The 16432-nt window shown below is 39.3% G+C and carries 12 protein-coding genes; 8 read left to right on the forward strand and 4 right to left on the reverse strand.

Features of this window, described 5'->3' with window-relative positions; translation table 11 throughout:
* The first annotated feature begins 35 nt into the window (after window positions 1–35).
* The 8 genes from EAL44_RS05010 to EAL44_RS05045 all read left to right on the forward strand — a co-directional run bounded on the left by EAL44_RS05010 (window position 36) and on the right by EAL44_RS05045 (window position 11287).
* A complete protein-coding gene (locus EAL44_RS05010; RefSeq protein ID WP_000523510.1) occupies window positions 36–551 on the forward strand; it encodes a hypothetical protein in 516 nt (171 codons plus the stop codon).
* On the forward strand, window positions 551–1258 hold the full coding sequence (tlyA, locus tag EAL44_RS05015; RefSeq protein WP_121075393.1) for a 23S rRNA (cytidine-2'-O)-methyltransferase TlyA: 708 nt from the start codon (window positions 551–553) through the stop codon (window positions 1256–1258). Before EAL44_RS05010 ends, tlyA begins: the two co-directional genes overlap by 1 nt.
* Window positions 1224–2066, forward strand: a complete 843-nt coding sequence (locus EAL44_RS05020; RefSeq protein ID WP_121075396.1) for a bifunctional riboflavin kinase/FAD synthetase — start codon at window positions 1224–1226, stop codon at window positions 2064–2066. Before tlyA ends, EAL44_RS05020 begins: the two co-directional genes overlap by 35 nt.
* A gap of 46 nt (window positions 2067–2112) precedes the next feature.
* Entirely contained in the window at window positions 2113–4038 is a 1926-nt protein-coding gene (gene tkt / locus EAL44_RS05025) for a transketolase (protein WP_121075399.1), read from the forward strand.
* Window positions 4035–6371, forward strand: coding sequence for an ATP-dependent deoxyribonuclease AddB (addB, locus tag EAL44_RS05030; RefSeq protein ID WP_121075402.1), 2337 nt, complete (start codon window positions 4035–4037; stop codon window positions 6369–6371). Before tkt ends, addB begins: the two co-directional genes overlap by 4 nt.
* Window positions 6368–8953 carry a DNA translocase FtsK gene (locus tag EAL44_RS05035; RefSeq protein WP_162970365.1) on the forward strand — a complete coding sequence of 862 codons (2586 nt, stop codon included), beginning with the start codon at window positions 6368–6370 and terminating at the stop codon, window positions 8951–8953. The genes addB and EAL44_RS05035 overlap by 4 nt, the downstream gene beginning before the upstream one ends.
* A gap of 183 nt (window positions 8954–9136) precedes the next feature.
* On the forward strand, window positions 9137–10423 hold the full coding sequence (locus tag EAL44_RS05040) for an MFS transporter (RefSeq protein WP_121075409.1): 1287 nt from the start codon (window positions 9137–9139) through the stop codon (window positions 10421–10423).
* A gap of 54 nt (window positions 10424–10477) precedes the next feature.
* Entirely contained in the window at window positions 10478–11287 is an 810-nt protein-coding gene (locus EAL44_RS05045) for a flagellar hook-basal body protein (protein ID WP_121075412.1), read from the forward strand.
* Between the two features lie 475 nt (window positions 11288–11762).
* On the opposite strand, the gene EAL44_RS05055 is transcribed toward EAL44_RS05045, so the two are convergent.
* The 4 genes from EAL44_RS05055 to dxs are packed head-to-tail and all read right to left on the reverse strand — an operon-like array spanning window position 11763 to window position 16430.
* Window positions 11763–11999 carry a hypothetical protein gene (locus EAL44_RS05055; RefSeq protein WP_121075415.1) on the reverse strand — a complete coding sequence of 79 codons (237 nt, stop codon included), beginning with the start codon at window positions 11997–11999 and terminating at the stop codon, window positions 11763–11765.
* A gap of 2 nt (window positions 12000–12001) precedes the next feature.
* Window positions 12002–12760, reverse strand: coding sequence for a protein NO VEIN domain-containing protein (locus tag EAL44_RS05060; RefSeq protein ID WP_121075418.1), 759 nt, complete (start codon window positions 12758–12760; stop codon window positions 12002–12004).
* A 14-nt stretch (window positions 12761–12774) separates the two neighbouring features.
* Window positions 12775–14565, reverse strand: coding sequence for a translation elongation factor 4 (gene lepA / locus EAL44_RS05065; RefSeq protein ID WP_162970371.1), 1791 nt, complete (start codon window positions 14563–14565; stop codon window positions 12775–12777).
* 14 nt (window positions 14566–14579) lie between these two features.
* Window positions 14580–16430 carry a 1-deoxy-D-xylulose-5-phosphate synthase gene (gene dxs / locus EAL44_RS05070; RefSeq protein WP_162970367.1) on the reverse strand — a complete coding sequence of 617 codons (1851 nt, stop codon included), beginning with the start codon at window positions 16428–16430 and terminating at the stop codon, window positions 14580–14582.
* Window positions 16431–16432 lie beyond the last annotated feature (2 nt).

Raw genomic sequence — 16432 nt, forward strand, 5'->3', positions numbered from 1 at the left:
ATTTTAGCTAAAAATGGCATGGGTTTTAGCAAGGAATGGGCTTGAAAAATCTCTCAATACTTCTGGTGTTTTTATTCTTTTGTTTGGGGTGTGTGAGCAATTTTAATGAAGACACTTACACGCTAGACTTAGTTTTAGAAAAAAAGATCCAAGCCAGCAGGAAAGGCGAAATCACCCAAGATAATGTGCCTATCATCACGGCTATCGCTACGCATTTAAACGATGTGGATAGCGGCACTTACTACGATCATGAGTATTTTTTAGTGGAGATTTTCACGCAAAATAACGACTGGATAGATGATGGCTATATTTCTTATGAACTTTTTGGCACAAAACCTACAGGCTCAGAGCCTTTATGGGTGCGAGAAATCACAAAAGACGAATTTGATGGCATTTTAGAAACCACGAACCGGTGGAGCAGAGCTTTTCTACTCGCTTTTGACAAATTGGATTATTTAGCGGTGCAAGAAGCCAAATTAGAGCTTGATGCTTATAGTTTAGGCAAGATTGTTTTTAATTTCGCTTACCAAGTCCCCTTACCTCAATTTTAATGCGCCTAGATTACGCTTTATTCAACCAGCATTTAGCAAATAGCAGAGAAAAAGCGAAAGCACTGGTTTTAAAAAATCAGGTTTTAGTCAATAAAATGGTGGTTTCTAAACCCTCTTTTATCGTTAAAGAGGATGATCAAATTGAATTAGCCGCTACCAATCTATTCGTTAGCAGGGCCGGGGAAAAATTAGGGGCTTTTTTAGAAAACCACTTGATAGATTTTAAAGAAAAGGTTGTTTTAGACGTGGGAGCGAGCAAGGGGGGCTTTAGTCAAGTGGCTCTTTTAAAAGGGGCTAAAAAGGTGCTTTGCGTGGATGTGGGGAAAATGCAATTAGATGAAAGTTTGAAACAAGACAAACGCATAGAATGTTACGAAGAATGTGATATTAGAGCGTTTAAAACGCCAGAAAAAATTGATTTAGTGCTTTGTGATGTGAGCTTTATTTCTTTATATGGTATTTTAGAAGCGGTTTTGCCTTTAAGCGGTGAATTTTTAGCGCTTTTCAAACCGCAATTTGAAGTGGGCAGAAAAATAAAACGCAATAAAAAGGGGGTGGTAATGGATAAAGAAGCCATTTTAAACGCTTTAGAAAACTTTAAAAACCATTTAAAAACAAAGGATTTTCAAATCTTAACAATCCAAGAAAGCTTAGTGAAAGGGAAAAACGGGAATGTTGAATTTTTTATCCATTTCAAGCGAGCATGAGGTTAAAAGCTTAGCTATCGGTAAATTTGATGGCTTGCATCTAGGGCATCAAGCCCTTTTTAAAGAATTAAAAGATCCTAAAGCCCTTTTAATCATAGAAAAAAAACATTACACTAAAGGCTATTTAACCCCCCTAAAATACCGCGCTAAACTCGTGGGCATGCCTTTATTTGTTGTATATTTAGAAGAGATTTCACGCTTAAACGCCCTAGATTTTTTAGATCTTTTAAAAAAGAAATTCCCCAATTTAGAACGCCTGGTGGTGGGCTATGATTTCAGGTTTGGGCATGAGAGACAAAATGACGCTTTATTTTTAAAAGAGCGTTTTGAAAAAACCATTATTGTGCCTGAAGTGAAAATCCAAGAAATTAGCGTGCATTCTAAAATCATCAAACTAGCCCTAAGTCATGGCGACTTGCTTTTAGCTAACAAGCTTTTAGGCAGGCCTTATGAAGTGTGTGGGGAAGTCATTAGCGATCAAGGTTTAGGGCATAAAGAATTAGTTCCTACTTTAAATATCAAAACCAAAGATTTTATTCTCCCTAGTTTTGGGGTGTATGCGAGTTTAGTGAAAATAAAGGATCCAATTTATCAAAAAAGCGTGAGTTTTATAGGCAATCGCTTAAGTGCGGATCAAAACTTCGCCATAGAATGCCATGTCCTTGATACGATCATAGAAAACCCGCCCAAAGAAATCGCTTTGCGTTGGGTTCAAAAAATACGAGACAACATGCGTTTTTCTTCGTTAAAAGAGCTTAAAAATCAGATCCAACAAGACATCTTAAGAGCCAAAGAGATTTTGAGATAATTTGTGTTAAAATGGCTTTTAAAAACCTTAAAAATGGAAAAATTTGATGCGATTGAGTAACGCTGACTTAGAACGATTAAAAAGCATGGCCAACACGCTTCGCTTTTTGTGCGCAGACATGATAGATAAGGCTAATAGCGGGCATCCGGGCGTGTGCTTGGGGCTAGCTGATGTGATGGTGGTTTTAAGCTTGCACCTTAATATAAACCCCACCAACCCTAAATGGCTCAATAGGGACAGGTTGGTTTTTAGCGGAGGGCATGCGAGCGCGTTAGCGTATAGTTTGTTGCATTTGTGGGGCTTTGATTTGAGTTTAGAAGATTTAAAGCGTTTTAGGCAATTACACTCTAAAACCCCAGGACACCCCGAATTGCACCACACTGAAGGCATTGAAATCACCACAGGCCCTTTAGGGCAAGGTTTTGCTAACGCTGTAGGCTTTAGCATGGCGAGTCAATACGCTCAAACCCTTTTAGATAAAGAAGTGATTTCTCATAAAGTCTATTGCTTGTGTGGGGATGGGGATTTGCAAGAAGGCATTAGCTATGAGAGCGCTTCTTTAGCCGGACACTTTCGCCTTGATAACCTCATCGTGATTTATGATAGTAATCAGATAAGCATTGAAGGCGCTATTAATATTAGTTTTAGCGAACAGGTTAAAATGCGTTTTTTAGCGCAAAATTGGGAAGTGCTAGAATGCGATGGGCATGACTATCAAGCAATTCACAATGCTTTAAAAGAAGCCAAAAAATCCCATAAACCCACGCTTTTAATCGCTCATACGATTATTGGTAAGGGGGCTATTGGCTTAGAGGGGAGTGAAAAAACGCATGGCTCGCCTTTAAATAAAGAAGTGTTGAAACAATCCAAAGAAAACGCTCAAATCAACCCTGATGAAAGCTTTACAATTAGCCCAAAAAACAAAATGCATTTTGAAGAAGTGAAAGTTAGGGGCGTTAGTTTAGAAGCCTTATGGGAAAAATCCTTAAGCCCTAAAACAAAAGAAAAAATCCATGCGTTAAAGAATTTTGATTTTAACACCATCCATTACCCCGCCTTTAAAAAAGGCGAATCTCTAGCCACGAGAGTGAGTAACGGCATGATTTTAAACGCTATCGCTAAAGAATGCGAAGGCTTTTTAGGGGGGAGCGCGGATTTAGCCCCATCCAATAACACGCAGTTAAAACACTCTGACGATTTCCCTTTAGGGCAAAACTTGCATTTTGGGATCAGAGAGCATGCCATGGGGGCTATCACTAACGCTTTAGCGGCGTATGGTTTGCTTTTGCCTTTTTGCGCGACCTTTTTTGTGTTCAGCGACTATTTAATGCCAAGCATGCGTTTGAGCGCTTTAATGAAACTAAAAGCCCTTTTTATCTTCACGCATGACAGCATTGGGGTGGGCGAAGACGGGGCGACGCACCAGCCCATAGAGCAATTGAGTCATTTACGCGCTTTGCCCAACTTCTATGCTTTCAGGCCTAGCGATGCTTTTGAAAATACCGCTTGCATGCAAGTAGCGTTAAGTTTGAACGCTCCTAGTGCTTTTATTTTATCACGACAGAATTTACCCGTGCTTGATGAGGTCTCTAAAGAGCAGGTTTTAAAAGGGGCGTATGTTAAACACCACTCTAAAGATCCCATTATCACGCTCGTTGCGAGCGGGAGCGAGGTCTCTTTGGCTTTAGAGAGCGCTCAAATTTTAGAGCGAGAAAATATTCCCACGCAAGTGGTGAGTGCGCCATGCTTTGATTTATTAATAGAACAAAATGAAAGCTATCTTAAAGAACTCTTTAAGGGCAAAGTTTTAGTGATTGAAGCGAGCCGTGCGATAGAGTGGTATCGTTTTGCGGATAAAATCATTGGCATGGATTCTTTTGGGGGCTCAGCAAAGGGCAATAAACTCTTTGAAAAATTTGGCTTTAGCGTTGAAAATGTTACCGCTCAAGCTAAAAGGTTACTCAACGCATGAACTTAGAAAAACTTTTTTTAGAAAAAACCCCCCTATTTGTTTTTAGCTCCACTAGGCGTTTAAAGCATTTCTATTTAGAGCAAGGCGAAGGGTTTTTGCCTAGTGCGATGAGCATGGGGAATTTTTTTGAACAGGCTTTTTACATCCCTAATAAAAAGAAAATCCCTAACAGCGTGCGCCAAATTTTAATGATAGACACCATTAAAGTCATCGCTAAAGAAAAAAAATCCATTCTTGAAGGGCTTTTGCTTTTTGAAAACAGCTTTTTAGGGTATTTGGAAAGCACTTCTTTTTTGTTTGATTTGTTTGATGAATTAAGCTCTGCTTGTATCAAACTCAATGAACTTTCTTCTAAAGACATTTACTTGGATTATGAAAAGCATTTAGAAGTCTTAGAAATGATTTATGATCGCTACATTAAAAAGCTAGAAAAATTAGGCTTTTATGACAAAATCATGCAAGAAAAGCCCACCATTTTAAAAGAATTTTTTGAGCATTTTTCCTCCATTGAATGGCATTTAGACGGCTTTATGAGCGTTTTTGAAAGGCAATGCCTATTAGAAGTGGCCAAGTTAGTGCCTATCACTTTACACTTATCATGCGATAAATACAACCAAAAATTCTTGGAATTTTTAAATCTCAAGTTGGAGACGGATTGCGATTATTCCATTGATTTTAAAACCCAAAAGATCCTTTCTCAAACTTTCAATGATCAAAAAATAGAGCCAAAGCTTTATGCTAACTCCAGTTATTTAAAACAAGGCGCTTTAGTTTTACAAACCATAGAAGAATATTTGCAAAAAGATAACGACCCTAATAAAATGGCGATCATCACGCCTAATGCGGATTTTTTACCTTTTTTAAAACTTTTAGACCAAAACAACAATTTGAATTTCGCAATGGGTTTAGGGGCTAAAAACAGCCCTTATTATACAGAGCTTGTCAAAATCTTAGAAGATTTACAAACAAGCGATTGTAATTTAAGCGGATCTGCGTTATTGGATTTGGAAAATATTACCATTGCGCTTTTAGAACAACAAAGCTCTAAAGAAAAAGCGCCATTAAAAGAAGCGCATTCTCAAATCATGCACCAGTATCATCTTTTAAAAGACACGCTTCAAAACTACAGCCTTAAAGATTTATTGCATTTGTATTTGCAAGAATTTGAAGCCAACTTCCGCTTAGACGATTCTAGTGGGGGCAAAATACGAGTCATGGACACTTTAGAGACAAGGGGCATGCAATTTGATAAAATCGTTATTGTAGATTTTAATGAAACCTGTGTGCCAAGCCTTAAAGATTGCGATTTGTTTTTAAACTCTGCCTTAAGGAAATCGCTCAACCTCCCCACTTTATTGGATAAGAAAAATTTGCAAAAACACTATTACTACCAGCTCTTTAAAAATTCTAAAGAAATAACGCTTTCTTATATAGAGAGCGAAACTTCAAAAGCCTCTAACATGCTTTTGGAATTAAATTTGCATATAGAACCCATCAAAGACGCTTACACGCTTTTTGCACCAACTCCTTTAAAAGACTACCAAGAAGAAGAAATCAAAGCCGCTATCCCTAAAGATTTTAGCTTTAGCGCTAGCTCATTAAACGCTTTTTTAACTTGCAAGCGCCGTTTTTACTACCACTACATGAAGCGCTTCAAAGAAAGTCCTAAAGACGAAAATAATAGCGCTGTGGGCAGTTTGCTCCATGAACTTTTAAAAGAAGCTTATGAAAAAGACAAAAACCCTTATGTATTAGAAGAGAGGCTCATTTGGCTGTTAAAAACAAGAGAAAACATTACCCCTAAAGAGCGTTTAGACACTCTTGTAGCGCTCAAAAAAATCCAGGCTTTTTATCTTAAAGAAAAAGAACGCTTTAATACAAAAATCAAAATCCTTGATCTTGAAAAAAGCTTTGAAACGGCCATTCAAGGCGTTGCGTTTAAAGGGCGTATAGACAGGATTGATAAAACGGCTGACAATGAGATTATTTTATTGGATTACAAATTCAAAAACGATTTGAAATTAGACAACATGAGCGAAAAACAACGAAAAAGCTTAAGCCCCATAGAAATCGCTCAAACCAGCACCGATTACCAAATGGCTATCTATGCGTTTGCCCTTAAAAATCTGGGTTACAAAGATCCTATAAAAGCCTTTTTTTATGATTTGAGAAAGGGCGAATTAGTGAAAGAAGATGAGCTTGTTTTACAGGCTAAAATGGATCATTTGGAATTTTCTCTTATCCCCAAACTCAAGCAAGAAATTGATTTTAAAAAAACTTTAGAAGTTAAAGATTGTGAGTATTGCTCTTTTAAAGACATGTGCAACCGATGAAATCTAAAAAACTTTATTTAGCTTTAATCATAGGGGTTTTATTAGCGTTTTTAACCCTATCTTCATGGCTGGGTAATAGCGGTTTAGTGGGGCGTTTTGGGGTGTGGTTTGCCGCAATCAATAAAAAATATTTTGGGTATCTTTCATTCATTAATTTACCTTATTTAGCGTGGGTTTTATTCCTTTTATACAAGACTAAAAACCCTTTTACAGAAATCGTTTTAGAAAAAACTTTAGGGCATCTATTAGGCATTTTATCTTTGCTCTTTTTACAATCTAGCCTATTAAATCAAGGGGAAATCGGCAACAGCGCGCGTTTGTTTTTACGCCCTTTTATAGGGGACTTTGGGCTTTATGCGCTGATAACGCTTATGGTAGTTATTTCTTATTTGATTTTATTCAAACTGCCCCCTAAAAGCGTTTTTTATCCTTATATGAACAAGACACAAAACCTTTTAAAAGAGATTTACAAACAATGCTTACAGGCCTTTAGCCCTAATTTTAGCCTGAAAAAAGAGGGTTTTGAAAACACCTTATCAGATCTTCAAAAAAAAGAAACCAACAACGATAAAGAAAAAGAAAATCTCAAAGAAAACCCCATTGATAAAAACCACAAAACCCCCAACGAAGAATCGTTTTTAGCGATCCCTACCCCCTATAACACGACTTTAAATGATCTAGAGCCGCAAGAAGGCTTGGTTCAAATTTCCTCTCACCCCCCCACTCATTACACTATTTATCCTAAAAGAAACCGATTTGATGATTTGACTAACCCCACTAACCCCCCTTTAAAAGAACCTAAGCAAGAAGCTAAAGAAAGAGAACCCACGCTTACAAAAGAAACTCTTACGCCCACCACGCCCAAACCTGCCACACTCAAACCTATCATGTCAGCACCCATCATGCCCGCATCTGCACCCAACACAGAAAATGACAACAAAACAGAAAATGACAAAACCCCCAACCACCCTAAAAAAGAAGAAAGCCCACAAGAAAACGCGCAAGAAGAAATGATAAAAGAAACGATAAAAGAAAATCTCAAAGAAGAAGAAAAAGAGACGCAAAACGCTCCAAGCTTTAGCCCACTAACCCCCACAAGCGCTAAAAAACCCGTTATGGTTAAAGAATTGAGCGAAAATAAAGAGATATTAGACGGGTTGGATTATGGCGAAGTAGAAAAACCCAAAGATTATGAGCTTCCCACCACGCAATTATTGAATGCGGTTTGTTTGAAAGAAACTTCTTTAGACGAAAACGAGATTGACCAAAAAATCCAGGATTTATTGAGCAAACTGCACACCTTTAAAATTGATGGCGATATTATCCGTACTTATTCAGGCCCTATTGTAACCACTTTTGAATTCCGCCCAGCTCCCAATGTTAAGGTGAGTCGTATTTTAGGCTTGAGCGATGATTTAGCGATGACTTTATGCGCTGAATCCATTCGCATTCAAGCCCCTATCAAAGGTAAAGATGTCGTTGGCATTGAAATCCCTAACAGCCAAAGCCAAATTATTTATTTAAGAGAAATTTTAGAGAGCGAATTGTTTCAAAAATCCAGCTCGCCTCTAACTCTAGCTTTAGGCAAAGACATTGTGGGTAACCCTTTCATCACGGATTTAAAAAAGCTCCCTCACTTGCTCATTGCCGGCACGACAGGGAGCGGTAAGAGCGTGGGCGTGAATGCGATGATTTTATCCTTACTTTATAAAAACCCCCCTGAACAACTCAAATTAGTGATGATCGATCCCAAAATGGTAGAATTTAGCATTTATGCGGACATCCCTCATTTACTCACGCCCATTATCACCGACCCTAAAAAAGCTATTGGGGCTTTACAAAGCGTGGCTAAAGAAATGGAGCGCCGGTATTCTTTAATGAGCGAATACAAGGTTAAAACCATTGATTCTTATAATGAGCAAGCCCCAAATAATGGCGTTGAAGCGTTCCCTTATTTGATTGTGGTGATTGATGAATTAGCGGATTTGATGATGACAGGGGGAAAAGAAGCGGAGTTTCCTATCGCTAGAATCGCTCAAATGGGGCGAGCGAGCGGATTGCACCTTATTGTAGCGACCCAACGCCCAAGCGTGGATGTTGTAACCGGCTTGATTAAAACCAACTTGCCTTCAAGGGTGAGTTTTAGGGTAGGCACTAAGATTGATTCTAAAGTGATTTTAGACACCGATGGGGCGCAAAGCTTGTTAGGAAGGGGCGATATGCTCTTTACCCCCCCAGGAACAAACGGGTTAGTGCGCTTGCATGCCCCCTTTGCCACTGAAGATGAAATCAAAAAAATCGTGGATTTTATTAAAGCCCAAAAAGAAGTGGAATATGATAAAGATTTCTTGCTAGAAGAATCGCGCATGCCTTTAGACACCCCTAACTATCAAGGCGATGACATTTTAGAAAGGGCTAAAGCGGTGATTTTAGAAAAAAAGATCACTTCTACGAGTTTTTTACAACGCCAATTAAAAATCGGCTACAACCAAGCCGCTACCATTACTGACGAATTAGAAGCTCAAGGCTTTTTATCCCCAAGAAACGCCAAAGGCAACAGAGAGATTTTGCAAAACTTTTAAGCTTTGTTTTCATTGGATATTGGCAATAAAAACATTATTTTTAATTTTTAAAATTCATTTTCTTTAAAAAACTTTTCTCAATAACACAAACACCATAATCCTTTAACCCATTAATCAAATATTATCTGTGGTTTCCCTAACTCCTAGTAAAATTACCTAAAAATTTTATATTCAAGGATAGCCATGAACCCCCAGATTCAACCCGCCACCAAAAAACCCTTAAAATCCCTTTTAGCTGCTAGTTCAGGCAATTTAGTGGAATGGTATGACTTTTACGCTTATGCGTTCCTCGCTCCTTATTTCGCTAAGGAATTTACCCACACCAATGACCCCACTTTAGCACTCATCTCAGCTTTTTTGGTTTTCATGCTAGGGTTTTTCATGCGCCCTTTGGGGAGTTTGTTTTTTGGTAAATTGGGGGATAAAAAGGGGCGTAAAACTTCTATGGTGTATTCCATTATCCTTATGGCGCTAGGCTCTTTCATGCTCGCATTGCTCCCCACTAAAGAAATCGTGGGGGAATGGGCGTTCTTGTTTTTGTTGTTAGCTAGGCTTTTACAAGGCTTTAGCGTGGGAGGAGAATATGGCGTGGTCGCTACTTATCTCTCTGAATTAGGCAAGAATGGCAAAAAAGGTTTTTATGGCTCTTTCCAATATGTAACTTTAGTGGGAGGGCAACTCTTAGCTATTTTTTCGCTCTTTATCGTTGAAAACATTTACACGCATGAGCAAATCAGCGCGTTTGCTTGGCGTTATTTATTCGCTTTAGGGGGTATATTAGCCCTACTCTCGCTCTTTTTAAGAAATATCATGGAAGAAACTATGGATAGCAAAACAACTTCCAAAACCACTATTAAAGAAGAAACCCAAAGAGGCAGCCTAAAGGAATTGCTCCACCATAAAAAAGCCTTAATGATAGTCTTTGGGCTAACTATGGGAGGGAGTTTGTGCTTTTATACTTTTACGGTGTATTTAAAGATCTTTTTAACCAACAGCTCATCATTCAGCCCTAAAGAAAGTAGTTTCATCATGCTTTTAGCGCTCTCTTATTTCATCTTCTTACAGCCCTTATGCGGGATGCTTGCGGATAAAATCAAGCGCACCCAAATGCTGATGGTTTTTGCTATCACAGGGCTTATTGTAACGCCTGTTGTCTTTTATGGTATCAAGCATGCCACTAGCGTGTATGAAGCCCTATTTTATGAAATGCTTGCATTGAGCAGCATGAGTTTTTACACTTGCATTGCTGGGGTCATTAAGGCGGAATTATTCCCTGAACATGTGCGAGCGCTTGGCGTGGGTTTGGCCTATGCGATCGCCAATGCGCTTTTTGGAGGGAGCGCGAGCTATGTAGCGTTAGAGTTCAAACAGCATGGTTTTGAAGCGGGGTTTGTGGGCTATGTCATGTTGAGTATTGTTATCTTTATGGTTATGGTTATCCTATTCCCTAAAAAAACCTATTTGGAATAAATGGGTTCTTATTTAATTTTTGCTATAATTTTTCCTTTTAAAAGGATTCTTTGCATGCAAAATGGGTATTATGCGGCCACAGGGGCAATGGCGACACAATTTAACCGCTTGGATTTAACCTCTAATAATTTAGCTAACCTAAATACCAACAGCTTTAAAAGAGACGATGCGATTACAGGCGATTTTTTAAGGCTTTACCAACAATACCGAGAGCAACTGCCCTTAGAAGATCAAACCAAAGCGAGCGCGAAGTATTTAAACCGCAACCTCAATCGTGTGCCTATTCTATCAGAAATCTATACCGATAGGAGTCTTGGCGCGTTTGAAGAAACGCATAACCCCCTAGATTTTGCCCTAACAAGCCCTAACCTCTATTTTGCGATACAAACTAATGAGGGCGTCGCCTATACCAGAGACGGGCATTTTAGCATTGATAAAGACGGCTTTTTAGTTACTCTTAATGGCTTTAAGGTGCTTTCACGCTCTGGCTTGAACGAACAAGGAGGGATCATGCTCATGCCTGACGCTGAAATTGAAGTGGATCAAAATGGCGGAATTACTTTTAGGGATAATGAAGCCCAAATTCAAGCGGGTGCGTTAGCTTTAGTGGGTTTTAGCGAACCTAAAAACCTTAAAAAAATAGGGCAAAACCTTTACACTTATCAGGGCGAAGGCGTCCATCAAGTCTCTGACTCTGGCGCGCTAAAACAATACATGCTAGAAAAAAGCAATGTCAATGCGGTGCGCGAGATGAGCGCGTTGATTGGAATCAACCGCTTTTTGGACATGTATTCTAAAGTGCTAAAAACCCATCAAGACGACATGAACGCTGAAGCGATCAACAAACTCGCTACAAAAGCTTAAACTTTTGGCGATTTTAAAATCCATAGGAGGGTTTTACCCTAACTCCCTAATAACGCTTTTTTAAAAGCCTTGTTAATCTTTTTTGTATAGCATTAGTTTTAAAAGAGTTTAAAGAATTAAATGCCTTTTCTTTTGTAATCGCTTGCAAAGTAGACGGTAACGCAAGCTTCTCTTTATAGCCACTAACTATTCAACAATGATTCAATTTTAATTATTTCGTTTGTTGTTTAAAACGCTCTTTATTGTGGTATTCTGTAAGCAAACGCCCCCATTTTTCTTGTTATGGCTCTTGCGTTTTAAGCTCGTTTGTGGTAGGATATTCTCATTAAGGTTTGAGGTGCTACGGTTGATGCCGTTTCTGTAATGGTTAAAGAGTATCGCAATGGTTTCTAATTCCCTTAATGTTTTTATCGCCCCATTAAAATCAAGCTTCTTTATTATGAATTTTCTTGTTCATTGATGTAATCTTATATTCTTACTCCAACGCCAAGTCAATCAAAATTTGCCAATTCTCTTTGTAGCGTTGGAGTTGCGACAAGCTCTTTGTGTTGCCCCATTCTTGTGTGTCTTCAATAGGGATAATATAGCATTCGCTCGTGCGAGTGTCTATCCCTAAAATCAAATCGCAATCTTTTTTGGTGTATTTGTAAGTGCGTTTAGGGGCATTCCTATCAATTTGAACCCCACTCCTATAGCCCCCTATAAAATTCAAAGTTATTTTATTTGCCCTATTAAGTGGTATTCTAAAATGCTTTTTTGCTTCCTCTCGCATGCCTTAAACTCTAAATGCTTTAAGGGGTTAGCGATAGATAAAAGATAGGGTTTCTCACTCAAATTCAATACCACTACAAGTACATAATCATGGCTATAAGTTTGCGCTTGTTCGTATTCTTTTTGGGTCAATCTCAATGTCCCTTGCTTTTCTCTAATGCCCTTAACTTCCACTAAAAACGCCTGCTTGTTGGTTTGAATATAGAAATCATACCCATCGCCAAAAAGACGCATGTCTTTTAAATGCCCATAAGAAAATATTTTGATGTTTTTATAGTGGTTTAAAAAATACAATTCGGCTTCTAAACCTGTTTCTTGCATGCTTTTATAGCGGGTTTTAAGGTAAGCGTTAGGGGTAATGCCTAAATCTTTGATTCCGTATTGTTCTTGCAAAAACAATTTCACAATATGGCTAAAACCCTTAACGCTTTCATTTCCAAACAAACTATCAATCCATAATTTTCTATGGATATAGGCACCGCCTTTTTGCCACCAACCTTTGCGTTTGTTAGGAAAAAAATAATCAAATAAATCCATGCGATTTTTGATAACACCAATCGTGTCAGCCAAGCCGATTTGGACACAATATTCAAAAAAAGCATTTTTAGTAGAAAAATCAAATTCTTTAATAAAGTCATTATCAAATTTTGCCAAAGCATAGCCTATGAGATTTAAAATTTCATAGTTCTTATGTTTTGCCATAGAAGCTAAACGCCCTAATCAATCTTTAATATCGCTAAAAACGCTTCTTGGGGAAGTTCCACCTTACCGATAGCTTTCATGCGTTTCTTGCCCTCTTTTTGCTTTTCTAAGAGTTTTCTTTTTCGTGTAATATCGCCCCCATAGCACTTAGCCGTTACATTCTTACCGACAGATTTGATCGTCTCTCTGGCGATGATTTTATTGCCTACGCTCGCTTGGATAGCGACTTCAAAAAGCTGTCTTGGGATAAGCTCTTTCATCGTTTCCACTAAAGCGCGCCCCTTTTCATACGCCTTATTTTTATCTATAATGATAGAAAGCGCATCCACCACATCGCCTGCCACCCTCACATCTAACTTCACCAAATGAGCCTCTCTGTTTTCTATAGGCTCATAATCAAAGCTCGCATACCCTTTCGTGCAAGATTTGAGTTTGTCATAAAAATCCATCACAATTTCATTGCTCGGCAAGGAATAAGTGAGCATGACACGAGACTGGTTTAAATATTCCATTTTTTCTTGAATGCCTCTTTTATTGTTCAATAACTGCATTAAATTGCCCAAAAATTCACTCGGCGTGATGATTGTCGCTCTCACAAAAGGCTCTTTGATGCAAGCGATATGGTTTTCAGGGGGCAATTCGCTAGGGTTTTGGACGTATTTGATGCTATTATCCGTTAAATGCACTTCATACACCACCGTGGGAGCGGTAGCGATTAAGTTAAGGCCAAATTCCCTTTCCAACCTTTCTTTGATCACTTCCATGTGCAATAACCCTAAAAAGCCCACCCTAAAGCCAAAACCAAGCGCCACAGAGCTTTCAGGCTCAAAATTTAAAGCGCAATCGTTAAGCTGGAGTTTCAATAACGCTTCTCTTAAATCTTCAAACCGGTCCGTTTCTATAGGGTAAAGCCCCGCAAAAACAAAGGGTTTAGCCGGCATAAAGCCTTCAATGGGTTTAGGGGTAGGGTTTTTAGCGTCTGTGAGCGTATCGCCCACCGCAATATCAGTAACGCTTTTTAGCCCTAAACTCACAATGCCAATCTCGCCGCATTCTAAACTCTTAGTGGGGATTTTTTTCAAAGGGTTAGGGTAGTATAGCCCTAAAACGCCATGTTTTTTACCCGTCCCCATCACTAAAATTTCTTGCTCGGTGTTGATGCTCCCATCCATAATACGCACTAACGCTAGCGCCCCTAAATAATTGTCAAACCATGAATCATAAATGAGCGCTTTTAAAGCAGCGTTAGGATCACCGCTAGGGGCAGGAATGGTCGTAATGATTTTTTCTAACAAATCTTTAATACCTAGCTTAGCTTTAGCGCTCACTTCATTAGCGTTAGAGCAATCAATCCCTATCGTGTCTTCTATATCCTGTTTGACTTCTAAAATATTCGCATTAGGCAAATCAATTTTATTGATCACCGGTAAAATCTCTAAATTGTTATCTAAAGCGATATAAGTGTTGGCGATGGTTTGCGCTTCCACGCCTTGAGTGGCATCCACCACTAATAACGCCCCTTCGCACGAACACAAAGAGCGAGACACTTCATAGCTAAAATCCACATGCCCTGGGGTGTCAATGAGGTTTAAAACGTAATCCTCCCCCTTAAAAGTGTAATTTAAGCGCACGCTTTGAGCCTTAATCGTAATGCCCCTTTCTTTTTCAATATCCATAGTGTCCATTACTTGGCTCGTCATTTCTCTGTTGCTGATAGCGTTGCATTCAGCGATCAGACAATCCGCTAAAGTACTTTTACCATGGTCAATGTGAGCGATAATGGAAAAATTGCGGATATTCTTCATTGGCACTTTTGATTTCATCTCTCTTGTCCTAAATCTTTTAAAATAGCGTCAGTCAAACTCTCTGTGTCTAAGCCTAAGGATTTTTCCACTAAAGCGGTATTCCCATGCATGATAAATTCATCCATGATTTCAAAGCTTTTAATAGGCTTTAAAATATTTTGTTCGCTCAAAAACTCTAAAATCGCGCTAGCCACCCCCCCAAGCTTGTAATTATCGCTAAAAACATAGAGCTTTTGATAAGGGGCAATAATCGCGCTTAAATTTTGATCTAAAGGTTTAAGGAATCTCAAATCCAAAAGCGCGCACTCTATGTTTTTTTCTTTTAAAGCCAGTTGGACCAAATGCGCCCGCCCCACGCCATTACCATATCCTATGAGTAAAATTTCGCCCTCTTTTTTCAATAATTCGCTTCGCCCCAAAACAAAACCGCTAGGCTCAAAAACCCCCTCTTTTAACGCAAACGACCCCCTAGGGTAGCGGAACGCGCAAGGGCTTGAATCATGCTCATTAGCAAAATACACGGCGTTTTTTAAAGTCTCGTTATCTCGTGGGGCAAAAATGACCATGTTAGGGATAGAGCGCAAATACGACACGTCTAAAAGTCCTTGGTGCGTCTCGCCATCTTCACCCACAATCCCAGCCCTGTCAATGGCTAATTTAATCGGCAAGCTAGAAATGCAAGCGTCATGCACGATGGAATCATAAGCCCTCTGTAAAAAAGTAGAATAGATGCTCACAAAAGGTTTAAACCCCTCTTTAGCCATAGCGCTGCTAGAAGTTAAAGCGTGTTGTTCAGCGATAGCGACATCAAAAAAGCGCAAAGGGTAAGCGTCAATGAGTTTGTCTAATCCTGTGCCGCTAGGCATCGCTGCGGTTACGCCTACGATTTTTTCATCTTTCTTGGCTAATTCTAAAAGGGTGTTAGAATACGCTTCAGTGGGCGATAAGATTGTGCTTTTGGATTTTTTAGACAAACCGGTATCCAAATCAAAAGGCCCCACCCCATGCCATTTTTCATAGCGCCCTTCAGCGATTTTATAGCCTTTGCCTTTTAAGGTTTGCGCATGGATTAACACCGGTTCTTTAAGCTCTTTGGCTAATTTCAAGGTTTCAATAATCGCGCTCAAATCATGCCCGTTAATAGGCCCTATATAGTTAATGCCCAATTCTTCAAAAAACACGCCCGGGGTGATGAGCTTGAAAGATTCTTCAAAACGACTCGCTAAGTAATTCACGCTTTCAGGTAAGGTGCTTAAGATTTTTTTAACTTTAGAGCGGAAAGACTGGTAAAATGGGCCTTTCATCAGCTGGCTAAGGGCTTTAGACAAAGCTCCAATAGGCGTGCTGATACTCATTTCATTATCGTTCAAAATCATGATCATGGGGTATTTCCTATCGCCCAGTTCGTTTAAGGCTTCATAAAAAATCCCTGCACTAATACTCCCATCGCCTAGTAAAGCGATAGGCATGCCTAACGCTTGTTTCAAACAAAAAGCTTTCGCCACTCCCACGCCTATAGACACCGAAGTGGAACTATGCCCGGCGATGAAATAATCGTATGCGCTCTCGCTGGGTTTAGTGAAGCCGCTCAAACCCTTGAATTGCCTTAAAGTGCTAAAGCTTTCAAAGCGCCCGGTTAAGAGCTTGTGAGCGTAAGCTTGGTGCGAAGTGTCAAAAATGAAAGGGTTTTTTTGGCAATCAAATAAGGCATGCATGCCCACAATCAGCTCCACAGCCCCTAAAGAAGAGCTTAAATGCCCCCCATTAGCGCTCACCACTTCTAAAATACGCTCCCGTAGCGTTTGGCACACCAACTCCAAGCCTACAATATCATTAGGGTTTAAATCAAAAGTTTTATTTTGCAAAA

It is taken from the genome of Helicobacter pylori (genome assembly GCF_003637685.1).
Lineage (GTDB): Bacteria > Campylobacterota > Campylobacteria > Campylobacterales > Helicobacteraceae > Helicobacter > Helicobacter pylori_CJ.